21 protein-coding genes are annotated in these 24,410 nt (G+C 51.4%); 8 read left to right on the top strand and 13 right to left on the bottom strand.

Annotated features, from left to right (window positions below; genetic code table 11):
- Positions 1 to 4 precede the first annotated feature (4 nt).
- A complete protein-coding gene (locus tag WC359_08860; protein ID MFA5400535.1) occupies positions 5 to 1,198 on the top strand; it encodes a M48 family metallopeptidase in 1,194 nt (397 codons plus the stop codon).
- 296 nt (positions 1,199 to 1,494) lie between these two features.
- On the opposite strand, the gene WC359_08855 is transcribed toward WC359_08860, so the two are convergent.
- The 4 genes from WC359_08855 to WC359_08840 form a co-directional block, all read right to left on the bottom strand.
- Positions 1,495 to 2,568 carry a CARDB domain-containing protein gene (locus WC359_08855; GenBank protein MFA5400534.1) on the bottom strand — a complete coding sequence of 358 codons (1,074 nt, stop codon included), beginning with the start codon at positions 2,566 to 2,568 and terminating at the stop codon, positions 1,495 to 1,497.
- 146 nt (positions 2,569 to 2,714) lie between these two features.
- Entirely contained in the window at positions 2,715 to 3,392 is a 678-nt protein-coding gene (locus tag WC359_08850) for a TrkA family potassium uptake protein (GenBank protein ID MFA5400533.1), read from the bottom strand.
- A gap of 8 nt (positions 3,393 to 3,400) precedes the next feature.
- On the bottom strand, positions 3,401 to 4,801 hold the full coding sequence (locus WC359_08845) for a TrkH family potassium uptake protein (GenBank protein ID MFA5400532.1): 1,401 nt from the start codon (positions 4,799 to 4,801) through the stop codon (positions 3,401 to 3,403).
- A gap of 92 nt (positions 4,802 to 4,893) precedes the next feature.
- Positions 4,894 to 5,679: a hypothetical protein gene (locus WC359_08840; GenBank protein ID MFA5400531.1), complete on the bottom strand. Its 786-nt coding sequence runs from the start codon at positions 5,677 to 5,679 to the stop codon at positions 4,894 to 4,896.
- Between the two features lie 361 nt (positions 5,680 to 6,040).
- Here WC359_08840 and WC359_08835 point away from each other — a divergent pair, with 361 nt between their 5' ends.
- From WC359_08835 to WC359_08820, 4 genes are all read left to right on the top strand, one after another.
- Positions 6,041 to 7,672 carry an amidohydrolase family protein gene (locus WC359_08835; GenBank protein MFA5400530.1) on the top strand — a complete coding sequence of 544 codons (1,632 nt, stop codon included), beginning with the start codon at positions 6,041 to 6,043 and terminating at the stop codon, positions 7,670 to 7,672.
- Complete coding sequence (locus WC359_08830) at positions 7,669 to 7,998, top strand: hypothetical protein (GenBank protein ID MFA5400529.1); 330 nt, start codon at positions 7,669 to 7,671, stop codon at positions 7,996 to 7,998. The genes WC359_08835 and WC359_08830 overlap by 4 nt, the downstream gene beginning before the upstream one ends.
- A 111-nt stretch (positions 7,999 to 8,109) precedes the next feature.
- On the top strand, positions 8,110 to 9,264 hold the full coding sequence (locus tag WC359_08825) for a nitronate monooxygenase (GenBank protein MFA5400528.1): 1,155 nt from the start codon (positions 8,110 to 8,112) through the stop codon (positions 9,262 to 9,264).
- A gap of 38 nt (positions 9,265 to 9,302) precedes the next feature.
- Positions 9,303 to 10,112, top strand: a complete 810-nt coding sequence (locus tag WC359_08820; GenBank protein MFA5400527.1) for a DUF169 domain-containing protein — start codon at positions 9,303 to 9,305, stop codon at positions 10,110 to 10,112.
- Between the two features lie 14 nt (positions 10,113 to 10,126).
- On the opposite strand, the gene WC359_08815 is transcribed toward WC359_08820, so the two are convergent.
- Together WC359_08815 and WC359_08810 are read right to left on the bottom strand one after the other, a co-directional pair.
- Positions 10,127 to 10,705: a manganese efflux pump MntP family protein gene (locus tag WC359_08815; GenBank protein ID MFA5400526.1), complete on the bottom strand. Its 579-nt coding sequence runs from the start codon at positions 10,703 to 10,705 to the stop codon at positions 10,127 to 10,129.
- 93 nt (positions 10,706 to 10,798) lie between these two features.
- On the bottom strand, positions 10,799 to 11,158 hold the full coding sequence (locus WC359_08810) for a hypothetical protein (protein ID MFA5400525.1): 360 nt from the start codon (positions 11,156 to 11,158) through the stop codon (positions 10,799 to 10,801).
- A gap of 128 nt (positions 11,159 to 11,286) precedes the next feature.
- On the opposite strand from WC359_08810, the gene WC359_08805 reads away from it, so the two are divergent.
- Positions 11,287 to 12,642: a sensor domain-containing diguanylate cyclase gene (locus tag WC359_08805; protein MFA5400524.1), complete on the top strand. Its 1,356-nt coding sequence runs from the start codon at positions 11,287 to 11,289 to the stop codon at positions 12,640 to 12,642.
- A 52-nt stretch (positions 12,643 to 12,694) separates the two neighbouring features.
- Here the strand turns inward: WC359_08805 and WC359_08800 are convergent, their stop codons facing one another.
- The 3 genes from WC359_08800 to WC359_08790 all read right to left on the bottom strand — a co-directional run bounded on the left by WC359_08800 (position 12,695) and on the right by WC359_08790 (position 16,812).
- Positions 12,695 to 14,194: a FecR family protein gene (locus WC359_08800; protein MFA5400523.1), complete on the bottom strand. Its 1,500-nt coding sequence runs from the start codon at positions 14,192 to 14,194 to the stop codon at positions 12,695 to 12,697.
- Positions 14,195 to 14,363: 169 nt separating this feature from the next.
- The gene (locus WC359_08795; GenBank protein ID MFA5400522.1) at positions 14,364 to 15,824 is read right to left on the bottom strand and encodes a hypothetical protein; all 1,461 of its coding nucleotides are present in this window, start codon (positions 15,822 to 15,824) and stop codon (positions 14,364 to 14,366) included.
- 184 nt (positions 15,825 to 16,008) lie between these two features.
- On the bottom strand, positions 16,009 to 16,812 hold the full coding sequence (locus tag WC359_08790; GenBank protein MFA5400521.1) for a methylenetetrahydrofolate reductase: 804 nt from the start codon (positions 16,810 to 16,812) through the stop codon (positions 16,009 to 16,011).
- 197 nt (positions 16,813 to 17,009) lie between these two features.
- On the opposite strand from WC359_08790, the gene WC359_08785 reads away from it, so the two are divergent.
- Both WC359_08785 and WC359_08780 read left to right on the top strand, forming a co-directional pair.
- Positions 17,010 to 18,590: a radical SAM protein gene (locus WC359_08785; protein ID MFA5400520.1), complete on the top strand. Its 1,581-nt coding sequence runs from the start codon at positions 17,010 to 17,012 to the stop codon at positions 18,588 to 18,590.
- A 164-nt stretch (positions 18,591 to 18,754) separates the two neighbouring features.
- Positions 18,755 to 19,981: an FHA domain-containing protein gene (locus WC359_08780; protein MFA5400519.1), complete on the top strand. Its 1,227-nt coding sequence runs from the start codon at positions 18,755 to 18,757 to the stop codon at positions 19,979 to 19,981.
- Between the two features lie 131 nt (positions 19,982 to 20,112).
- Here the strand turns inward: WC359_08780 and WC359_08775 are convergent, their stop codons facing one another.
- The 4 genes from WC359_08775 to WC359_08760 form a co-directional block, all read right to left on the bottom strand.
- Positions 20,113 to 20,259: a DUF3096 domain-containing protein gene (locus WC359_08775; GenBank protein MFA5400518.1), complete on the bottom strand. Its 147-nt coding sequence runs from the start codon at positions 20,257 to 20,259 to the stop codon at positions 20,113 to 20,115.
- A 71-nt stretch (positions 20,260 to 20,330) separates the two neighbouring features.
- Positions 20,331 to 21,431 carry a hypothetical protein gene (locus WC359_08770; GenBank protein ID MFA5400517.1) on the bottom strand — a complete coding sequence of 367 codons (1,101 nt, stop codon included), beginning with the start codon at positions 21,429 to 21,431 and terminating at the stop codon, positions 20,331 to 20,333.
- Between the two features lie 161 nt (positions 21,432 to 21,592).
- On the bottom strand, positions 21,593 to 22,402 hold the full coding sequence (locus tag WC359_08765; protein ID MFA5400516.1) for a TenA family protein: 810 nt from the start codon (positions 22,400 to 22,402) through the stop codon (positions 21,593 to 21,595).
- A 59-nt stretch (positions 22,403 to 22,461) separates the two neighbouring features.
- On the bottom strand, positions 22,462 to 24,162 hold the full coding sequence (locus tag WC359_08760; protein MFA5400515.1) for an AMP-binding protein: 1,701 nt from the start codon (positions 24,160 to 24,162) through the stop codon (positions 22,462 to 22,464).
- Positions 24,163 to 24,410: the final 248 nt, after the last annotated feature.

Raw genomic sequence — 24,410 nt, 5'->3', positions numbered from 1 at the left:
TATCATGTGGGAACAGATCAGGGATAACCAGGTAAGGTCGGTTATTCTCGTTACAGCAATGGGCATCATGTTGCTGCTGCTGGGCAGCTTCCTGGGGCAGACTCTGCTCGGCGATTGGTCCTTCGGTCTCATTCTCGCCCTCCTGATCTGGATTGTTATGACGCTGGTGGGCTATTTCCAGGGGGACAGCATACTGCTTTCTTTAACCAAGGCCAGGAAAATCGGTCCCGATGACATGCCGCGCATTTATAACGTGGTGGAGGAGATGAAGATAGCCTCCGGCCTGGAGAAGATGCCCGATATCTATATTGTCGATGATCCGGCGATGAATGCCTTCGCCACCGGGAGGGATAAAAACCATGCTACGCTGGCCGTGACCTCCGGCCTGCTGCAAAAGCTGACCCGTGATGAGTTGCAGGGAGTCGTCGGCCATGAGATGGCCCATATCAGGAACCGGGACGTCCTGCTGATGGCGATGTGCAGCGTATTGCTGGGCACCATCGTCATAATTGCATGGTACGGCTCACGCGTGCTATTTTTCACGGGAGGCACCAGGCGGAGCTCTTCCGGCGGGGGAGGCGCGCAGATAATAATCCTGCTGGCAGCCATCGCCTTTATGATTCTGGCCCCGATCATGGCGCAGTTTATCTACCTGGCAATCTCTCGTAAAAGGGAATACCTGGCTGACGCGTCGTCAGCACTGTATACCAGGTATCCGGAAGGACTGGCCTCGGCACTGGAGAAGATCGCCCTTTCAACAGAGCAGCTTAAATCCGTTAATAGTGCCACTGCCCCCATGTTCATAATCAATCCTTTTCGGAAGAGAGGACGGGTGGCGGAAGATCTCTCAAGCACACATCCTCCCATCTCCGAGAGGATACGCATACTGCGTGCCATGGCCGGCAATGTATCACTGGCCGGTTACGAAGCCGCTTACAACCAGGCGCACAAAGGCGGAGGAAGTATCATCCCGAATTCGTCGCTGGTCTCAGGCGATGTTACAGCCCAACGCGACGAGGTCGGCGCAGCCGTTACTCCAGCAGAAAAAGAGAGGGCGCGCGAGGCCTCGGACGTATTATGGAAACTGCATAAATATCGCGAGCTCACCTGTAACTGCGGCTTGAAATTCAAGATACCACCCGATTTTCACGGCAACAGCTTCACCTGCCCCCGCTGTGACACCACGCATAGACTGTAGGCCGATTGCAGCCTGCCGGCTTATTGAACGGGTGCGCTAAATAATGGAACTATACACACGGTCTATTGCTGCAAGCCCGTTATCTCCCTGGCGATAAGGGCCGCAATCGAGTTATCTTCGCAGAATTTGGCAGCTGATTTAAAATCGGCGAATGCTCTATATTATTAATATGTCATTGCGGACCTGAAGGACCTGTCGATCTCAGCGACCGGCGTGATATTGTGAGACCGTATTATCGCTTCAGAGTCCGCAAAAACATCTCAAGGATTCGCCCGTCAGGGCATCTTCAGGAGCAGCTAATCGTTAATCTGAATTAGCCTTGCCTGATTCCAGATAGTAAAGTCGTTAACAGGGGAATTGCCAGCTTCCACACGGAGCAGGATAAAGGCCTTCTGCCCTTCATAATCACTCAGGTTGATGTCCCAGTTCTCAAGCGCTCCCGGTGTAGTAATTTTCTTGCTGGCTATCCAGGTCATGTTATCGTTGAGGTCCTTAAGCCCAAACTTGATAGTCACACCGTCGCTTCCCGTTGCGTTGCTCGTCAGGCCGACCCTGGCCACAAAATGCAACTTGGCAGGAATTTGAATGGCTGCCGTTTTGGCAGAGCTATTTATCCCGTCGGAATAAAAATAGCCATAGGTTCCCTGCATCCAACTCTGCGGCACCTGCGGTGGTATTATCTCCAGCTGTGGTGTCATCTCCATGTCAGCATTGGGCACCTGGAAATGAGCACCCGTCGTGCTCCTCTCGCTTCCCGGATCTGTGATGTCGCCATCATTGTTTCTCCACGTAGCCAGATTGGACACGCGAAGCAAGTCGTAATCCCACAGCATGCCAAACAGCATGACCCTGCAGTTGTTGGTCTCAATCGCTTCCCCGGCTTCATTATTGGCATCGGCGCATACTTTGACCTTGCTATTCTGAAGACGTAAATCGATATAGCCTGAGGGATTAACGTTGATCGCAAATTCAGGTGTTTTTAGACCTTGATCGTAAGGCCACTGATAGTTGGAGAATTCAAGCGCCTTCTCCTCTCCCGGCTTCAAAACATCGACAAAGCCGGAGCCGCCCATAGTCGGCATGAGGTCATTCACATATAGATACGTGTACGTTTGCGGCGTGTCCGCAGTTCCAATGTTTTTAATAGAATACTTGACCATCAATCCGTCGAGCCAGATTTTGGTGATAACCAGGTCAGAGGTACCGGTGACGGGCGCCGTCAGGGGAGCCGTGGTAACCGGCGTCGTGGACGGAACTGCAGGCTCGGCAGGTGTAGCAGGAGTTGTAGGTGCCGTGCTGCAGGCTGATGTAACCGCCAATGACATGACAACGAGTACTGCCAGAAATGAATACAAACGGAAATGTTGCATATTTAATACATCCTCCTTTTATTCGTTTGTAAGATTTAAAACGCATGGGCTGGTAAAAAGTTTAGGTGCTGATTGTCGGTATCAAGGGTCAGCTTCACAATCAGGTGAGGAGGCTTGCCCTATTAACGTCTCTTAAAATAAAACAACTAATTTGACGCGCGTTTATTGGCCGCCTTAAAAAATCTGGCCAGCTTCTGATCTTCCGAGGCCAGTATGAGGGCATCCCCTTTCTTGATGATTTCTTTCTCGCCCGGATGCAAAATAATCTCCTTGCCGCGCTGTATCAGCAGGACCGCTATTCCATTTTCTCCTTTTCTGCCGAATCCCAGTTCACCCAGGGACTTATTGTTAAATTGCGGCAGGGGATCGATTTTTGAGATCCCGTAGTCCGATGTAATAGACATATAATCCAGTACCTCTGTAAGCATCAGGCCATGGGCTATTCTTCTCCCCATATCACGTTGGGGAAACACAACCTGATCGGCACCGATCTTTTGCAGTATACTTCCATGAAGTTCGTTTATGGCTCTGGATATCACGTACTTAACTCCCAGCCGTTTGAGTAAAATAGTAGTTAAGACGCTGTTTTCAATGCTGGGCCCCACCGCCACAACGACTATTTCGAATTCGCTGATGTCCAGGTCCCTGAGCACGGACTCGTCTGTGGAATCGCCCTGCACGGCATGAGTGACGTGGGACGATATGGCCTGTACGCGTTTCAAGTCGATATCCATGACCATCACGTCATGGCCCATTTCATACAGCGTTTCAGCCAGGCTATAACCGAAACGCCCGATGCCTAAAACAGCGACCTGTCCTTTCATTTCGCCTCCTATACGATTCTGATCGATTCCTGCGGATAACGGTGCGTGCTGATTTTCTGGTGTTCCAGCAGGTATAAAGTCAGGAAAAGCGGCCCCAATCTCCCGATAAACATGGTGACGATCACTGTTAGCTTCCCTCCCAGGGATAAATCCGGTGTTATTCCGGCTGACAGCCCCGTATTGGAGAACGCAGATACGGCTTCGAAGAATATAGCCAGAAAATCAAATGTCTCAGTGACAGTCAGGATAAATGTGACCATTATGATCACTGTCAGCGAAAGAATCACAACTGCGATTGCTCTGTATATTTGTTGTGTAATGAACTCTTTTCCGTATATACCCGCATATTCCTTCCCTCTGAGCGAACTGAAAAACGTGGCCATCAGGATACCAAAGGTATTTACTTTTATACCGCCGGCAGTAGAACCTGCAGCGCCACCGATAAACATGAGGACCAATATGAAGAAAAGACAGTATGGCGTTATCTGAGCCATATTTATAGCCGTAAAACCTGCTGTGCGGGCATTAGTGGACTGAAAAAAAGCCACCAGCAGCTTGTCTCCCAGTGATAGACGGGCCAGTGTAGACGGATTGATATACTCGGCAACAAATATGACCGCTGTCCCGAACACCAGCAGGGTCAAACTGCCCATCAGGACTATCTTGGTGTCAAGCGTGAAATTGGAAAAGCGGCGCTTTATAAATATATCGGCCACCACCATATAGCTGATGCCGCCGAGGATAACCAAAGCAGCCGTTGTTAAAAGCAGCAATATGTCGCTCTGACGGCCCGTAAGGCTCTGAAAGTTGCCGAAGAGGTCAAACCCGGCATTATTGAATGCAGAAACAGATTGAAAGAGCGCCTGCCAGAGAGGCATATCGTAAGAATGCTGAGATGAGAAATGCATGTAGAAAATTATTGTACCTATGCCTTCCGATATCAAGGTAAAGACGGCTATTTTCTTAACCATACCGGTCACACCACCCAGCTTCGGTGCGCCCAGACTTTCACCGATCAGCAATTTTTCCCGCAGCCCTATCCTTCTTCCCAGCATCAGAACCAGCAGTGTGGCGCTGACCATGAAACCCAGACCGCCCAGTTGAATCATAGCCAGTAAAACTATCTGACCGAAAAGAGACCAGTGAGTAGCAGTGTCCTGCACAACCAATCCGGTTACGCACACCGCGGATGTGGCGGTGAAGAATGCGTCCACCGGCGACGTGACCTTGCCTGCTTTACTTGCTAACGGCAATAATAGCAGGAAGGTGCCCACTGCTATCAGAACGGCGAAACTGAGCACAACCACGATCGAAGAAAACTCGCCGCTCGTCCGTTTCAGAGGCTCGGTCAGGAATATACGCCATGTCCTGGCAAGCGCTTCGAGATTGTGTGCTCTTTTTTTAGGCATACGGATTTAACAGGCGTAGCTTTTTAGCCGAATTATACGGTGATAATATAGCACAGTGCGTGCGGGTCTTACACTTGTAGCGGATTCAAAGACTAATACACTTTTCGCCTGACAATCTGGATTAGTATGCTGAGTGAAACGAGAATTAAACCTGCTGCTACAGCGACTATTATACTCTGGTACGGCACCGGGTCCGCCAGCCTTTTTATCAGAATTCCGATCAATGCCCAGACAATAACCAGCCCGAAATATATATCCCTTTGCCGCAGTACGACCATCAGCGCGATAGCGATGCCGATTGAAATAACGGCTATCGTCCAGAATTGTCCGCCCGGCCCCAACATGTCCCAGCCGGACGCAGCAAGCAAAGCTGTTGCATTGGCAATCGTTGCTATGGTAATCCAACCCAGGTATACGCTGAAAGGCAGATGAACCAGGTATTTCTGCCGGGTGGATGCATCCGATTTGCCGATCGATAGACGGATGTAAATCGCGATCAGACAGGCCAGCAGCAATATCATCAGTATCATTGACAGAGGGAGTATTTCATAATGCCAGGCGAATATCCACCCAACATTGGCCACACAGGTAAGGAAGAAAAATATGCTTATGCTATTGATAAAAGAGCGCTTTGCGCCGGCTTTAAAAGCGACTATCAAGCTGTATACCACAAAGATAGCCAGCAGCAGATAGATAAGCCCCCAGATGGCAAAGGTCAACCCCGCCGGCACAAACAGGTTCGGGTACTGGTCGGACAGCTGCCCGGTAGTCTTATTGTTTATAGGGAGAGCATTGGCCAGGTAATTAACAGCCACGACGCCTGCAAATCCAGCCAGATTAAGCACCGATAGAATGATCGACAGACCCCTGTTACCCATGTTTCCTCCTTGCAGCTACATGCCGATGCATCACTGTTTGAAATCAACCGCGATAACCGTTGCATGGTCATCCAGAACCGAGTGCAACACATCTATTAGCAGATCACAGGTTATTTCTTTGTACCCATAATCTTCTATCACCTGATCGCCGACCGGCTACAGTATATTATAATCACACCGGCTTTATCCATGCATTTGGCAAAAATGTGGCGTTGCCGGTGTGGTTGGGTTAAAATTCTTGAAACCGAATTATTGCTCACTGAAGGGGGTAGTTCTTTTATTGGCTATGTAAGAAAAGTGTAATCTCATTCGCACGCTTCATCTTAATCAAGTAAATTCAGACATGGAGGTTGGAATCACAGTGAAAAGGTTTGCAGTTATCCTTTTGATATGCCTGGTAATTACGGCTTCAGTTGTAACACCCGCGTTCTTTAGCGCAGATACTCTGGCCTCGGATATACAGGAAGAAACGAACTATTATGATATAGCCATCAACAATGGCCGGGTGATCGACCCGCTTACCGGTTTTGACGGGCTGGCAAATGTTGGTATTAAAGATGGAATAATCACCGCCATCGTTCCCTCTGCCCAGAAGCTGAACGGCGCGAGGGAGATCGACGCAGCGGGCCTGGTGGTGGCGCCGGGATTCATAAATATTCACAGCCACATCTCGGACCTGGGTGACGGCGGTGCTCCTCTATACATTCAGGACGGCATAACCACCGAGGTCACCGGCAATTGCGGAATACTGAGGGACGTGACTTTTTCCAAATACGCGGAACGGGCGGAGCAGGAGGGGCTGTATGCCAATGTAGCAGTACTTATCGGCCATAACTCCATGCGTGAGGCGGTGGGCGTGCCCAATTACCGGACGCCGGCCACGCCCGAGCAGCTGGCAAAAATGGCTGACATGTTGCGGCAGGGAATGAAAGACGGCGCCGTCGGCGTCTCGTTCGGCCCGTTTTACGGCCCGGGCGCTACCTACAGCGAGATGTTGGCACTGGCAAAGGTAGCGGCTGAGTATGGAGGTTGCGCCGCCAGCCACGTCAGAGACGCCTACACGCCGGGAGGAGCCGTGAAAGCTGTCAATGAAGCTATAAGCACGGCAAGGGATGCGAACATACCTTATATAATCTCACATACAGGCGGCGGGCCGACGGTGGTACCGCGCAGCTCGGGACCGGTGCTGGAGGCCATATACGAGGGCATGGACGAAGGTTTGAGGCTTGGCATTGATTGGTACGGTTACGATGCTTTTCTGACCGAGCTGGGCGCCGCGATTTTCGACTATCCCCCCGAGATGCTGATGCAGTTGATGGAATCACAGGTCTCCGACCTTGAGGTACCGTCCACCGTGGTGATCGACGGCAAGGTATACATGCAGGCGGGAGAACGCTTCTCCAGCATCGAGCAGTTCCTGTATGTCAGAAAGAAGGTGAAGGACAAGGAGATCCCCGACCCCATGTTGGTGGGGCATCTTTACAAGCCAGCCAAACAGAAGTTCTGGATGAGCAATCCGTATGTAATGATAGAAAACGATTGCACCATGACGGTGGATAAAGTTACGGGCAAATACGCCGGTCATCCTAAGGATGCCGGCGCATTTGCGCACTTCCTTGGATATTGGGTAAGGCAGCAGGGAGTGTGTGACCTGCGCACCGCGCTGGCCCGTACCTCGGGCATGGCCGCCCACTGGCTCGGTCTGGATAAAAAGGGCAGGGTTCAGGTTGGTTGCGATGCCGATCTGGTGCTTTTTAATCCTGCAACTGTCATTGATAAATCCACCTATATCGAGCCGGGTCAGGCTTCCTACGGCATACCGTATGTCATCGTGAATGGGGTGCTGGCAGTCGACAACAGCGAGCTTACCGGCGACAAGGCAGGAAAGATAATCAAACGTACCTGGAATGTGCCCGGACTGTATCCGAACCTGTCGGGGCTGCCGCCGATGAGCATTTCGGCATTAAACCCGGTTAAGGAGGCAACTGAATGAACAAGACATGGAAACCTGTTACTGCGGGCATACTGGATATAATCGCGGGTGCTGCCGCGTTAATCCTGGGTTTCGGTTTAATGATCGGCGGGGCGCTCGTCGGTTTCGTTACCCAGATGCCCCTGTGGCTGAACACGTTGATACCTGTAATCTCAATCCCTTTGATCATACTGGGCCTGATCGATATAGCAGGAGGGATCTGCGCACTTATGCGGAAGGTCTGGGGACTGGCACTGGCCGGTTCCATTACCACGCTGATCACCTCGCAGGTCATCGGTATCATTTCCCTCGTCCTGACTGCGATATCTAAAAAAGAGTTTGCATAATACAAAATAGACTTAATCCCTATGATCCCATAACCGGGTTGTGGGTTCCCGGCATTTATTCTATGCAGATAGCTTATTAATCAAATAATATGATTTAAAAGGGGAAATTTTATGGGAAAAAGGATACTGCGAACAAAGCTCTGTGACATGCTGGGAATCGAATACCCTATCCTCTCGGCGGGGATGGGGCCCACGCTGATGGGGGAAACTACCGGGGCGCCGCCTGCCCTGGTAGTGGCCGTCTCGGAAGCAGGAGGGCTGGGGGTTCTCGGGGGCAGCGGTTATACGGTTGAAGAGCTGAGAGCGGCCATACGGGAGATCAAATCAAAAACCGGTAAACCCTACGGCGTTGACCTGCTGCTGCCTCAGAAGCTGGATATCGGCAGCGACCTGGGACAGCAGAGCGCCAAAGAGATGCCGATCAGCCAGATATTAAAGTTACTGCCGCAACCTTACCAGGACTGGGTAAAAAAGGTAAAACATGAACTTCAGGTCCCCGACGTGGAGATCATGGTGAAAATGGATACGACGACCCTTCGCCCCCAGGAGGCTATTGAGGTATGCATCGAAGAAAAGGTCCCGCTATTCTGCGCCGGTTTGGGCAATCCCGGCTTCATGGTAGCACAGGCTCACGCGGTGGGAATGAAAGTACTCGCTATCACCGGAAACGCCAAGAATGCCCGCCGCATGGCACAGTCTGGCATCGACCTCCTCGTTGCACAGGGGCATGAGGGAGGCGGGCACACGGGACGCATCGGCACCATGGCCCTGTTACCCCAGGCCATCGATGCCGCCGCACCGGTGCCGGTACTTGCTGCCGGGGGAATCGGCGATGGCCGGGCGTTGGCTGCGGCTCTGGCGATAGGATGCGTCGGTGTATGGGTGGGAACCCGTTTCCTGGCCACCACCGAGGGGGGAGCCCACCCGATCAATAAAAAACATATCCTGGACTCGACCGATGAAGACACCCGCGTGAGTAAAGCATACACCGGCAAGACGCTGCGGGCGAGCTATAACAGGTACCATGATTTGTGGGACGGCTCGGGTCTGGAGCCGCTTCCTTTCCCCATCCAGGCCATGATATCTTCAGCGCTGCTTGCGAGCTTTGTCGAGGGGCAGAAGGACGATTACGTGGGCGGCCTCGCCGGGCAGGTATCAGGTCTGATCAAGGAAATTAAACCCGCCAGGCAGGTCCTGGAGGAGATGGTGGAAGAAGCAGCAGATATACTCACGCGCAGGCTTGCGGAAACGGTCACGGTAAAATAAGGGGATTGATAAACGGAGGCACAGGAGGGCCAACTTTAATGGCTGATAATTTAAGTATTTACCATGAAATGGGCAGGAAAATTGAGCAGTATATACGTCCATCGACCTTTCCTCTCGCCGTGAAAACGATTCAGTCTGAAGATGAGATTAAGCCTGAATACAGAAGGCCCCTCAGAAAGCAGAATTTACAGAGCTTTGTATGCCAGAATTTTAAAATCGCCCGCTCATACGGTTGGACGGTAGCCATTACAAAGGAAGATATCAACTGTAAGGCGGCCCGTGTCATATATGGGTGGGACGAGATGACTGAGGAATATGCCGGCTGGGTTGACCGTTTCAACGTCGGGCTCTATGCTGCCGACATCGAGGCCTCCAGAAAAATGGCGCCGTATATGTATCGCCTGGACAAGCGTTTTGAAGGTCTTGTGATCTCTCCTTTAACTCGGACAAAAGTGATCCCGGAACTGGTCTTGATCTACTGTCTTCCTGCTCAGGCGATGCGCTTCATACAGAGCTATTTATATTACGAAGGAGGGGCACTCGAGTTCTCCGCGGCGGGCAGAGTCGGTTCCTGCCATGAGGGCATCGCCAAGACCTTAATAACCGGCAAGCCGCAGTTGGTCCTTCTGGGTAACGGCGACCGCGTCTGGGGCGGAGCTCAAGATTCCGAAGTCATGTTTTCCTGCCCGGCAAATAAACTGGATATGCTGGTCGCAGGACTGGAGGCCACCCATAAAGCCGGCTTGAGATATCCCGTCCCCACCTATATGAATTATTCTCCCGGTTTTCAGGAATCCTTTGAAAAAGAAGCCAGAGAAAGGGCCGGGGGAACCATTGCCAGGGAATAGCCGCTTTAAGCGCTCTATGCAAAACCCAGGAGGTGGCTTATCAGTATCCTGAGGCCGATGCCGATCAGGACGATGCCGCCGATAGTTTCTGCCCACCTGCCGATTAGATCTCCTGCCCTTTTACCAAGAAGGAAACCTATGATTGTAGCTATAAAGGCGACAACACCGATGGTGATGCCGGCTACTGCGATGTGCACCTCGATAAAAGCCAGTGACAGCCCCACAGCCAGTGCATCGATGCTGGTAGCAACCGCCAGGGTGAGCAACATCCAGCCTCTGGTAACATCTGTCTGTTTATCATGTTCCTTTTTATGATGGAACGATTCCCATATCATCCTGCCGCCAACGACCGCAAGCAGGGCAAAGGCCACGAAATGGTCGTAGCTGGCTATGAACTTTACTACAGTCTGACCAGCCAGCCAGCCCAGGACGGGCATCAGCGCCTGAAAGAGCCCGAACATCGCAGCCACCCGCAGGACCTGCAGCCTGGAGGGATTTTTAGCAGTGACGCTGGCGCTGAGAGCCACAGCAAAGCAGTCTGCGGATAGAGCTATGGCTATCAGGAAAACTGAAAGGAAGTCGGTGCCGTTCATCAGCAGGATAACTCGTAAGAACTCCCTATTTTAGCATTTGTAGTTGGAATTTCGTAATCGGAATTTGGTAAAGGCAATTGATTGTCGGTCCGCTCACTCCTTTTCAAGTTCCTTTATCTTGTTGACCAGATAGTTAAAGGTTCTGGGAGCAACTCTATCCAATCTTGCTATACCGGTACCCAATCCGTCAGACGGTATCACGACTGTTTTATCCGGCGGTATCTGTCTGAACGCCTCATCAATTATCCGCCTGTTCATATCATATTCGTCATCAGAAAAGAAAACACCGGGCTCTTTGAGCGTGGGGATACCGATGGCATTCGGCTCACCTCTCATTTCCCCCGCCTGTCCACCATAGCCTATATGAACCGTATTATCTCCGAAAAGATATATTTTATCCGGGTTTGCCCTCAAGTCCTCTCTTTTAATAAATTTCTGATACTCTATCTTCATTGGAATATCACCTTGAGTTTGATGCCATCCTGTTAAGGAGCTAAAGTAATCGTCCCGGGACTGATATAATTATATTCTATATAATTAAAAATAAAGATGCGTTAACATATAATCTATCGGGGCATTTCATGGCAACCAACAGCAAAAAAACCGAGCTTACACAAAAAAAGATCGAGTTACGCGAAAGCGAGGCTGCACTCGCGGCAATGTTCAATATAGTGGGAACAGGTATCCTGCTCATCGATGGTGAAACGCAAACAATACTTGATATCAATAAGATCGCTGCAACTATGATCGGCCGGGACAAAGAGACAATGATTGGACAGGTCTGCCACTCGTTTCTCTGCCCTGCGGAGAAGGGTAAGTGCCCGGTTAAAGATCTCGGGCAGACCATCGACAATTCTGAGTTCCAAATCATCTGTGCGGACGGGCAGCTAAAAAACGTTTTAAAAAGCGTATCAACCATTTTTGTCCGGGGACGGCCCTGTTACCTGGAAAGTTTTATCGACATCACGGAGCGCAAACAGAGTGCCGAAGCTCTGCGGCAGAGCGAGCTGAAATTCCGCTTTCTGGCCGATAATACGCATGATATCCTCTGGACGATGGATCTGAATTTGCACACCACCTACGTCAGCCCGTCTATCGAGTCGGCACTCGGATTTACACCGGAAGAAAGGATGAAGCAGGATGTCACCCAGCAACTGACTCCGGAATCTTTAGCCCTGACCCAGGAAACGCTGGTGCAGGAGCTTGAGTACGAGCAGTCAGGCCAGTCCGATCCCAACAGGGTTTTGATCATCGAATCAGAATACTATCACAAAGACGGATCCACCCTGTGGTTCGAGAATGCCATAACCAGCATCAGGGATGAAAAGGGCTTGCTCACGGGAGTACAGGGAGTGTCACGCAATATCATGGAACGCAAGCAGTTGGAGCAGAAGCTTAAGGAGATGGCAACCCACGACTACCTCACGGGACTTCCGAACAGGGCACTGCTCGATGACCGCTTCTCCATGGCCGCAGCCCTGGCCCAGCGAAATAAAGAAAAACTTGCCGTGATGTCGCTGGATCTGGACAAATTTAAAACGATCAATGACACATTCGGCCATGCAGCCGGTGATGAGGTACTCAAAGCTGTTAGCGCAGGGATCTCAAAAATAATACGCGCCAGCGACACGATAGCGCGCGTTGGCGGGGACGAGTTTGTACTGGTGATGCAGGAGACAGACCGGATAAAAGACGCCACCACTATCGCTCAAAAGATCTTGGATTCTTTTAGAGCGCCGCTGATAATAGAAAGCCATCGTGTGGATCTATCCACCAGCATTGGTATTGCCATCTACCCTGATGACGGGCTGGAACTGGAGACCTTGATAAAAAAATCCGATGCCGCCATGTACTACTCCAAGGGCCATGGCCGCAATCAGTTCAAGCTGTTCGGCGACGGCGACGTCAGCATAGGCTCAGATCACAAAAGCGTCTGATCAAACTTGGGGCAGGGGAACCGTGCGTGAAAACCCGCATATGCACTCAAGCTTATTTATTCCATGCCGGCTGCGTGCTCTTGAGCAGCACCACCACCGGATCCAGCAAGTATATCCGCACCATTGCCCTCAGCAACCCATTATTAGCGATTATCTCAGACAGAGGGGGGCTGCAGGCGTAATAGGTATCCACCAGCAGCTCGCCGGGCATATTTGTAAGCAGAACCCTGTCTCTGAAAGCCCGTAGCGTGTCAAGTTCGGCAGCGGTCTCGCTGCCGTAGGCGGCGGTGGCGATAAAGCAGCTCAAAGGCCCGATCCTGATCTTCTTTTTAGTACCACCGGCCTGACTATCGGAATTTGAAGGGGTATGGCTCTGTGTCGTGGCGCTGCCCAGTGTAACCAGGCCTTTAGCCGATGCCGGAGCCAGTGCCTGCCATTTGGCCTGCTCCTGATTGACATTAAAACCGGCCACATGGCCCAGGCCTGCAGAGGTGGCTGAGACCATTTTGCCGGCTGCCAAGTTAACCTGCTTGCCGGTGGTTTTGGAGGTCACGGTGACATCCCCGGCCAGGACTTTAACGGTGGATTTACTGCCCGTTTCCTCGCAGACCAGCGTTGTGCCCTTGATGCCGGCCACCGCCTGGTTCATCTCTATCTCCATGCTGCCTTCTTTGAACATCTTTTTTAGATTGGTCCACATACTTCCCTGGATTAGTTGCACGTCTGAATCCTTGTCCGGAGGCGACTTAAGGACGATTTCACCATTCGATTCCAGCACGAATGTTGACAGGTCGGCAAATGACATTACACAGGCGCTGTCATCTTCAGTCCTGATATGCGTCCCGACGGGAAGCACCATGTCCAGTTTTGCCGCCTTCCAGCCGCGGGGCGCATCCTGCGGCAACAGAATTTCCACCACGCCCGTGATGCCGGAGAACCTCGTCCCCGAATCGCGCAGACTCTCGTATACCTGGAAACCGGCCGCCCAGCTTTTCACGGAGAAATCGCTTTTATCGCCTTTCTCATCGGTCATGATGCCCGTGCCCGGACCGAAAGTGATCGTGTACGGCCCCGTTGCCAGGCCCCCTGGACCTATGAATGACCCTTTGAGCGAAATAAAGATGGTCTCGGTGCCTGCCTTGCGGCCGGTTACCGTATAATCGCAGTCGTACGTATAGTGTCCGCTCATGCCACCTTTGGAAGTGTAATCCCCGTACATGGTCAGCTTGACCTTGATGGTGGCCGGATACTCCCGGTGACCCAGGCTGTCCGTCTCCGACCAGGTGCTCGTGTCCGTGCCCGAATAATCGCACTTGACCGTGTTATTAAAGGTCGTGACCTTTATGTCCATATTGCCTACCGCGTAGTGCAGGCCTATCAGTCGGTGAAAGTCGTCGTAATCCGTGAGCATGCCGTCCTTCAATTCATACATGTATACATCAGCATAGACGGGCTCATCCAGGGGTTTTGCCAGACCGGCGGGGACAGCTATCAGGCAGACGACGATAAAGCAGAGGATCAGATCCAGGATGTATCTGCAGCAGCGGTTCACGGCGCACCTCCCCTCATCCAATTCTCCAGGACAACGCGTCCGACATTATATATCAGGCGGGCTACATCGCGCCATAGGTCAGGCCCCATAGTGCCGCAGTGTTTTCTCGCGCCACAGCCTAGTGGAGGCACACTGGTTGAAGTGTATTTGAAATCCGGCTGCAGCGAGGTTAGGGGGCACTGAATTTTATAACCCTGTCGTAAACAAGTTCCGTATTGATGGGTCCCACTCTGGTAGAGGGTTCCACATATGCCCTGAACCCGATAAAGGCAGGCTCATCAAGACCAACCCCGAAAGCGCCGGGGCCGGTTGGCACTGTCACGCAGTTCTTTTCGCTGCCGCAGTTGCGCGCGAAATTACAGACGTATAGATATTTAGCCAGCGGGTTATCCGGCAAATACTGCTCAGCGCTGCCGGCGTATTCGGTGCTGTAGATTCCGGCCACACCGTTCCAGCCAGCTTCGCCGTAGAAGTTGCAGTTGGCATAGGTGGCCTTGCCGGCGGCGGCATGATTAACACCGTAGGCAATAACAAACTCATCCTGGCCATCCCCCAGGGTCAAGGTGTCGCTGCGCAGATAAACGGTATCGCGGCTCTCCCCCGCTACATACGTCTCAGTTTGCACAGCATCGTAAGACTCTGTGAGCCAGACACAAGTGCCAAGCTCTTTTGCCTCCAGGCTGCTGTGCTTAGCAAATATGGCCGTGCGCAGATCATCGAGCGCAGGCTGTAAATCCCACTCCGTTACACCTGTACCCCTGACCCGCAACTTCGGCGCGGGGAATGGATCAAGTTTGTCCTGTGTGCCGGGTATAACCCTGATAGCTGCGGTGACCGCATTCACATATTCCTGGCCTGCTTTCTCATCCTTAAAAAGCGCCATTCGCTGTCCCAGGACGATGGTATCGTACTCCGGCCCAATGCCCAGTTTTACCATGGAACTCGGAATAACATACGTATTTATAATATCTTCCGTGTACCCTGCCGACAGCGCAGCATCACGTATAAGCCGGTCGGTTGCTTTATCAGCTGTTACGATGATGATGGTGTCCTTATTAAATGGATCCCCTTTCTCACCATTTGGTGTGCCGGAAGTTTTAATGGTTGAGTTATTCAAAGGATCGTTGAAGCTTGTCCAGACCCACTTTCGCTGTTTTTCCTTCTCGTAGTATTTGTAGAAAATAAAACCGCAATAGCTGAAATAGGTACATTGCGGAGGGGTTTTAGTTACTATAACCAGCGCCTCATCCGGATTTAACTGCCAGCCCTGTATCAGCCCGGGAGTGTTGTATAACCAGTTGTCTACCTGCGCCTGGGCACCGGCAATCTGATCTATATCTTTGATTACTATATTATCGGGAATTGCCCCAAATACAGCTCGATAAGGCGCATCCGCGTTGTTACCACCGGCGTTGGCAAGTTTTCCGGCCTGGTATAACTTGATTAAGTCCACATGTACAAATGGCGCCAGTTTCAAGGTGCACCCGTTCTTCTCCAACGCAGCATTAAGTGCTTTGACATCTCCGACCGATACTGCGGGAGTGGGGGCAGCAGGAGCACAGGATACCATGACAGCGATAATAACCAGTGAGACAATTACAGTTGCTGCAAATCGGAACGATCTACCCATAACCATTACCCTCCTATATTCATACTGAAGAACCTATATCAGTTACGTGGACAACAATCATGTCCAGAAGTATATTAACTATATTTCCGCGCCTGATCTGGAATCTGGTTGGAATAATCGACTACAACTTCTTATATTCATTATAACGCATAGTGATCGATAAGTTCATCCATGCCCAAAACCATTAAGTCCTGTATCGCTGTAAAGCCCTCTGTCGCCATTTTCTGATTGAGAGACACTGATTGAATGTATATATATGAAATCCGGCTACAGACCGGTCTTTAATTAATCCTGTGATTTTCTTCATCAGGTCATCCGGCTTGTACAAATCATTCTGCAATATTCTGGCTATCATACCCCAGTGGTTTTTTAAAAACCGTGTGGAATCACCAACACCCACCTTCAGCGATATCTCCAGCAGCCTGGAGCGCTTCAATATGCCTGGAATGCCGATGTATACAGGCAGTGTGATACCGTTTGCCCTAACGTCCGCCAGCCATTTGCCGATGGTCTGCGCATCGAAACAAATCTGCGTAACCATATAATTTACAAATGGCTGTTTGTCCTTAAGCGCCCGCATCAAGACTTCACGATTAATAAGCGGATGTCCCTCCGGATAAGCGGCCACACCTATACGTCGTGGGCGGTTGCCCATCTCAACCATGTCGGCTATCAGCGCGCTTGACGAATCATAGGTCCCCACCGGTTCGGTAATGTCACCGCCGATTATGAAGACATCCTTAAAGCCGCCCGCTGACAGTCTGTCCACAATATCCAGCAAGTGAGACTTATCACGTACCTGCCGCGCTGTGAGGTGGGGCACCACACGAAATCCCCGCGCCGCCAGTTCCTCAGAAAGCATAATAGTGGCTTCAATGCCCTTGCGGGGCGAGGCAGTCACTGTAATAACCGATCCGGCAGGTAGTGTCACTGCCTCCTCGATCACGCCTTTCATGGGGATGACTTCAAAGCGCGCGCTTTTGAGCATGTTTGTAATAGCTGCTACAGCATACTCCAATACAAGTTACCCTTTCAACAGTTAAATGCATGTTCCTTGTGTTTCTTTCTGCCGGTAGTTTTATGGCATTATGGAATTGGCTGCGTGGAAAAATTGGCGGCATAAGCAGATAATGAGAAGGCTGTGGTAAATATTGAAAAGTCAGGACCCCACCATGAGAGACTACGATGAAGATCGCCATCATCGCCCCCCCCTATCCCCTCGAGGAAGCCCCGTCTCCACCTCTGGGCGTCACATATGTCGCTGCCGCCTGTGAGCAGGCCGGTTGCGAGGTCAGGATATTCGATTATATCGTGCGTCGTTACACGAAGGAAAAGCTCGCAGCCGAACTCGACGAATTCGCACCTGATGTGGTAGGCGCCACCTCGGTAACGATGAACTTCAAAGGCGCTGCGGCAATTATCAAGGACGTCAAGCGCCACAATCCAGCTATTATCACTATGATGGGCGGACCGCATATATCCTACGATTGGGCTAATACCCTGATAAATTACCCGGAAATCGATTTAATCGTCGTGGGCGAAGGCGAAGATACCTTACTTGAACTCCTGCCGGTCATCCGGGATCATGTAGCCTGGGATAAGGTTAAGGGTATTGCCTTCCGCAAGGATGGACGGGCACATTTCACCGGTGCACGTGGCTTTATCGAGGATCTCGATACATTGCCGGTGCCGGCGCGCCACCTGTTGCCTGTATCCCGTTACCTGGCACTGGGCTTCCCGGTCAGCATCATCACATCGCGAGGCTGTCCAAACCGGTGCATCTTCTGTTTGGGCCGGCGCATGGTCGGCCATAAGGTTCGCTACCGCACTCCGCGACTAATCGTGGATGAGATCGAGGACATCATCGCCTACGGATTCACACGCATCAACATTGCAGATGACCTATTCACCTCCAACAAGGTCCGCGTGCAGGCCTTCTGCGATGAACTCAAACTCCGCGGCATTAAGATTGCCTGGAGCGCCTTCGCTCGTGTGAACACAGTGGATGTTGAGGTACTCTCCATTATGCGCGAGGCGGGCTGCGATACCGTGAGCTTCGGGATCGAGTCCGGCAACGCCGAGATGCTCAAACGCGTGAAAAAAGGAATCACCCTGGAACAGGCTGTTAAAGCAGTGCAAGCCTGCAAGAAAAGCGGTATCAACGCATTTGCCTCGTTCGTGATCGGCCTGCCCGGCGAGAGCCCGCAGACCATGGCTGATACCCGTACCTTTGCCGAGGGACTGGGCATCGATTGCGGCTTTCACCTTCTTGCGCCGTTTCCCGGGACCACCATCAGGGAGGAGCAGGAAAAATACGACATCGAGATCCTCACAGACGACTGGGATCTGTATGATGCCAATGTCCCCATCGTGCGCACTTCCCGGATGAGTGAAACCTATGCCGCCGATTTCATGGATGCTTATGAAGCCCCGCACCGTGATCTTTGGGACTATGTAGTCAAAAGGTATGAAAAGGGAATATGTACTGATGACGAAGGCCTGCGCGTGGCCGGCCATAACCGCATGCACCTAATCTTCAAACTGCTGAGTACCGATCTCATCGAGCGACATGGCGTTTTCAACAATGGCGATTCCAGCGTGCAGGTCCTGGCCGAACGGATTACACAGCAGACCGGAGCACAGCCAAAACTCGTACGAGACACCCTGCAGCAGCTCAGCGATGCCGGTTACATAAAGTCCCTGGCCGAGGCCGCAACCACACGCTGGTACTGGACACATAACAACCGTTCTGACGGGGAATATTGAGCTTCAGCATTCTGAGCGCCTGATCATGCGCAAATTAATATATGAAATATATTAGCGTTATAACCCGCCTGTTATAAACTGTCAGCGACCTATCACCTACCTGTTAACCAATAGTCAAGCAATTGCCTCTCTGCTCCTATATATTTGAGTAAAAGGAGGCAACAATGAATTTAAAAATGACGACCTTTACCCTGGCAGCAGTGTTACTGATCGGTTCGGCAATGCTGCTCCAATCCACGCCGGCGCTGGCTGACGATAACGTGACCGTTAATGTGGTCGTAGAGCAAACTGTGATCGTAGAACAATCAGCAGATATTCTACCGCCATTGCCACCGCCACCGCCACCGCCGCCGCCCGCACCCCCGGCGCCGGTTGTACTTCCTGCTCCCCCGCTTCCGCCTGCACCACCGCCCCCGTATCCGCCTATGCCGCCGATGTATCCTCCGGCGCCCGCCCCGGCGTACTACAACCCGTATCCTTACTACAACACATATCCATACTGCTGTGAATACAGGTGGTCCAGATACGTAGTGCCTGAAGTTATAGTGGTTACACAGCCCCTGCCCCAGGTTCAAGTTCAACCTGTGGTCCAACCCCAGGTAAACTATGACCCTCCGCCGGTCATAAACTCCTTCGCTGCAGATCCGAGTTACATACAACCGGGGCAGACGGTCAGCCTGACCTGGACCGTTAGCGATGTCCTGGAGAGAGCGATCGAAGTCACTATTACGCCTGACATAGGTACGGTTTCCAGTTCCGGCTCATATACCGTGAGCCCGGCTGAAACAACCACTTATACGCTTACCGCCACCAATGTCGACGGCAGCGTGAGCGCCAACGCCACCGTGACCGTCGCGCCCCTGGTTGCAGCTTCCACATTTACCACCGGCACGGAGGCCGCCGCCGGCCAAAGCGGATTGATAGGCGGTTCATGGCTGCTGTACGTCCTGCTGTTCGGACTTTTATCCGCGGCTGCCGTTGTAGCTATTGTGCTCATTTCCAGAAAGCCGCGCCCGGCATATGCAGGAACTCACACAAACTATCAGACCCAGGCTGCAACGGGAATTGAGACGGGTACATCTCATGCTAAAACTGCTGCCGGGGCGAAATTCATGACAACCGATGGGGAATCCGTTTCAGTAACCGGCAAGGCCGGATTCATGGGAAGGAATGATTTCCTCTCCATGTTAAAACCGGCCAAGGCAGACCTCATCTCCAGGCAGCACCTGCATATCGAGCGTAAAGATAACGAGTACTACATTGAAGATCACGGCAGCACCAACGGCACCAGGTTAAACGGATCCAGTATTACAGGCAAAGGTAGCCACCTGTTGAAGAATAACGACATTATCGATCTCGGTGGCGCCCTTTCACTCACTTTCAAAGCGTAACGCTCAAACATAGGTAAGAGCCGGCATCTGTGGTCACAGATGCCGGCTCCTAATTTTTACACAACACCCCTAAAGGTCTGCCGTACCCGGCAGCCTTACCCGATCCTACCAGAGTAAGGGGAAGGTAATTACTATTTCTTTTCCAGCAGTGTGATGATGCCCCAGACGATCAGGAAGATGCCAACGATCCACTGCAGAGCGGAGAACCAGAAGAGGCAGAGAAGACCGGCGACGATGGCGATAACACCCAGGACCCACTTGCTCACACCTAATGACATTTTAGATACCTCCTGAAGTTAATCCTCTACATTGTAATAAGCCAGTTGCATTATTAATATGGGATCAGTACTTATTTTTTATTCACCATGTTCTGAATTGCCGTCATCAAGGTGTTGGCTACCACCTCGCCGGACTGTGACCTGTAGGAATCACTCATGGGACTTTTATTGACCACACCCTTGACTATCGAGTCCAGATTGCCTTCGCCCCCCGATTTGCCGCCCATAAAAGCCTTGCCGGCGTTAAACAGGTCCCCGATGTCAAAACCGCCCTTTGCTTGCTGGCCCTGTGCCTGCTGCTGTCCTTTGCGGATGAGTGAGCCGATGGCATCGCCGATCCCTTCGGTCGGCTGCGCGGCCGGCTTGCCCTTACGGATCACCTGCCCTATGGCATCGCCGAAACCCTCGGTCTGAGGCTTAGCCGGCTTGCCCTTACGGATCGCCTGGCCTATGACATCGCCGAAACCCTCGGTCTGGGGCAGCGGTTTTTGTTGCTGCGCCTGCTGGGGCTGGGATTGCGGCTCGGCGGCGGTGCCGCTGGTGAAGGTCCAGTAGACAGCCGATTTATCCGAGGCCGGATTCTTGTCCGCACCGACGCTCCACCTGTACTCGGTGCCGTCGTCGGGGAAGCCGGGCTCATCGGAGAAGAGCACATTGCCCAGGTCCTTGCTGATGCGGGTCGAGTTATCTTTGGCCTTCTTGACGCTCAGCCAGTATTTAGTTGCACCGGGCGAAGCTTTCCACTGGAATTTGATGTTGTTCCCGTTGACATAGCTGAGGTTGGCGGGTGAGACCATTAACTGAGCGGATTGTTGTACCGGTGTCTCTTCTACTCCCAATAAACTCTGGACCAGCACCATGGCATTGTCGGAAGTGACCTGCTGACCCTGAAATTGCCGGGAAGCCTGCGAAAGGCCTTTGGCATATAGCTGCGCCGACCCGCTTTTCTGCTGGCTTAGTAGCTGTGCGGCGTGTGCCAGCTGGTCGGCCGGATTTGCGCCCTTCTTTTCCTGCATGGCCTTGGTGATGAGCTCGAAGGCATTAACCATGTTATTGCCATGATCGTGATTGTTTGTATCGGCGCTATTCAGGCTGTCTTTGTTCTGGGCAAGAGCGCCCGTGACTGTTTGAAACAGTTTACCCAGATCGATTGGACTTGATGGATTGGCCATTTAATAACCCTCCCCCGTCTTATTTACTTCGATCCTCTCCCAAATCGAAAAACAACTATTATAGCCTATCGTATTTTCTATCTTAATTATAGCAGAATAATGCTCTGCCACGTACAGCTGCAGTGTATACTTGTGAAGCTAAAGAGATAGGTAGGGGTTCGTTACTTTATCCACGTCACCCTGTTGTAAACTCCATCCCAGAACATGTATTCCAGCTTCATAGCAATCACAAAGGCATTCACCATTTTAAGCCTGGTTTCATCATTGGCGGCCTGCACGTATTCCTCGGCCAGGTCCACGACTTTTTTTACCTCGCTCTTCTCCCAGGGCGTTGTCCCATACTGGTCAATCCATGCCTGATATTTGTTTCCCGTCACCTGTTCCGCCTTCTTCATGTCGATGCCGACCTGGTAGTAGACCCAATGGCAGGGTAAAGTTGCCATTAAACCCACCTCAAACGGCTCAAGTGTTGCAGTCTTGACCAGGTATGCGTTGTAGAGCTCCGTGCTGGGAAGTTCCGTCGGATCTGTAAGCTCCTTTTCGGTTATCCCGTATGTCTTAAAGTAGGTTGCGTGAAGCGATTCAATCTCGAAATCTATCAGCTTAATATAATTGAGCATTAATTTCGCTGCCTTCTCGTCAGGAGCTTTGGCAAGCAGAATTGCGTGAACCTTTTTATAGTTTTGGCAGAAATGATAATCCTGGATGATGTATTCACGGAATACCGCTTCATCGAGTTTGCCGCTGAGTAGCTCCTGATTATATGGAAGGGCCAGGATTTTTTGATATAAAGGATCATTCTCCTCCCAGATTTGCTGCATAAGGGACCTGGGAGGCTCAGGATTGTCCATCACGCTGGAGGCGACCGTCTTACCCGTATCAGCAGGGGCGGGGGCACTGCAGCCGGTCAGCACAACGAACAGCAGGCACAATAGAATCCGTACAACAGCAATAATTTTCAGGTTTTTCATACTGTACACACCTATGATTTCATGCTTTGCCGGCTAATATCATATATATTGGCAGCCCGTTATTGTTTAACACGTAATGCTTTTTTATTAATCTTCATCAGCGATGTCAGAGGCATCTGCTGGATAAACTCAACCGTAGCCGGCACTTTATAGTGAGCCAGGTTACTCTTACAGTGTTCCGTGATCTCGCCGGCCAGTTCGTTTGAATCCCGGGTAAGATATTCCGGCCGTAGTTGAATGACTGCCCTGACTAAATTGGTACCTTCACGCTTGGGATCGGGTGCGCCTACCACAGCGCATACCTCGACCGCCGGATGTTGGTAAAGGACGTCTTCCACTTCCCTGGAAAAGACGTTGAAACCGCGTACGTCTATCATATCTTTGACACGGTCGACAACGTACAAATAACCCTCCTCATCCATCCGCACTATATCTCCGGTGAATAACCATTGCCCGTCCTGAAGGGTCCTGAGTGTTTGTGCAGTTTCATCGGGCCTATTCCAGTAACCTTTCATCACACCGGCGCCCTGTACGATCAACTCACCCTCTTTACCGATATCCACCTCATTCTCTCCGGTTTCAAGATCTACCACCTTGATCCGGTATTGCGGCCAGGGTAAACCGACAGAGCCGATCTTCTTTTTCTTTTTAGGCTGGTCCATGGCGGTTACCATGGTCTCAGTCATGCCAAACAATTCCAGCACCTTGCCTTTACCCACAACCGCTTCAAGGTCATACAGAAGCTGTTCGGGAAGAGGAGACGCGGCGGATATAAAGGCCTTACATCTTGAATGGTCGGCGTTCCTGAATGCGGGTGTATTCAAGAGGGTCATGTAAATAGTTGGGACATTGGCACTGCCTGTAGGATGGTATTTGCTGTACTCCGAGCAAAAATGCTTGGGATTCCTGGGGTCCGGGATGAGGATCTGAGGATTTCCCATTATTAAATTAATCATACCGACAAATAAGCCGGCTATATGAAAGAAGGGGAAAGCAGAGCAGTAAACTTCATCCCTCTCCTTGAGGTCCAGCCAGTTTTTCATAACAACAAGGCAACAGACGAGGTTGCGGTGAGTTATCTCTGCTCCTTTTGGCACTCCCGTGGTGCCGCCAGTATATTGAATCAGGCAGGTGTCTTCGGGTTTAACTTCAACCCGGGGTCTCCGGGGCAGGTGGTTAGCGAGCATTTCCTTGAAGCCCTGCACTGTTTTGGAGGGAACGGGAACAACCTTCCCTTTGGGTAGCTTTTTAAGCAGGTTACCCAGTACTCGTTTAACCGGGGGAAGATAATCATCGAGAGAACAGACGACAATATGTTTAAGATCGGGTACCTGCTCGGCAATTTGCAGGAATTTCTGCTCGAATATCACATCCCAGATGACCAGTACTCTGGCGCCGGACTGATTTAACTGGTATGCCATCTCCTTGGGAGTAAGAAGAATTGAAATTCCCTGAGCGATGCAGCCGGCGAGAGCAGTCCCGACATTGGCAATCTGATTCTGAGGGATGTTGGGAGTCAGGATGGAAACAACATCCCCGGGTCCATAACCCAGCCGGGACAAAAAATTAGCGAAGCGGCTTGATAAATCATCCAGTTCTTTAAATGTAATTGTCTTCCCCATAAAGTACATCGCCGGACGGTCCGGATTATTCTTGAAGCTTTCCTCCAGAAAATCTTTATAGGTCTTATCTGGAATAACCGGATCCTTCACCACCCAATCGTTGTATTCTTTGGTCCACGGCCTGTCACTGTATTTCACTCCTGCTACCTCCTTAATAAATCTGGCCCCCGCTTGTTACAACTTCCTCGCAACTGCACATTCACTATCGACGCCTCTGTTCCCGAATCCTGAAATCCCATTAAAAGAAAGCTGATAGGATGATAGTTGGTTTTCAATACTAACGCACCATACTTATCCTGTCAATGAGGGTGAATAAGTGGTGTTACATTCTCCCAGTATACAGCGGCCACAGGTAACATGATTCTCCCTGTGATCCTCTCCTTGGT

The organism is Dehalococcoidia bacterium (assembly GCA_041653995.1).
In the GTDB taxonomy this organism is placed as follows: Bacteria; Chloroflexota; Dehalococcoidia; order GIF9; family UBA5629; genus CAIMUM01.
Note: the sequence above shows the minus strand (reverse complement) of the source record. Positions and strands in the feature narration are given on the sequence as shown.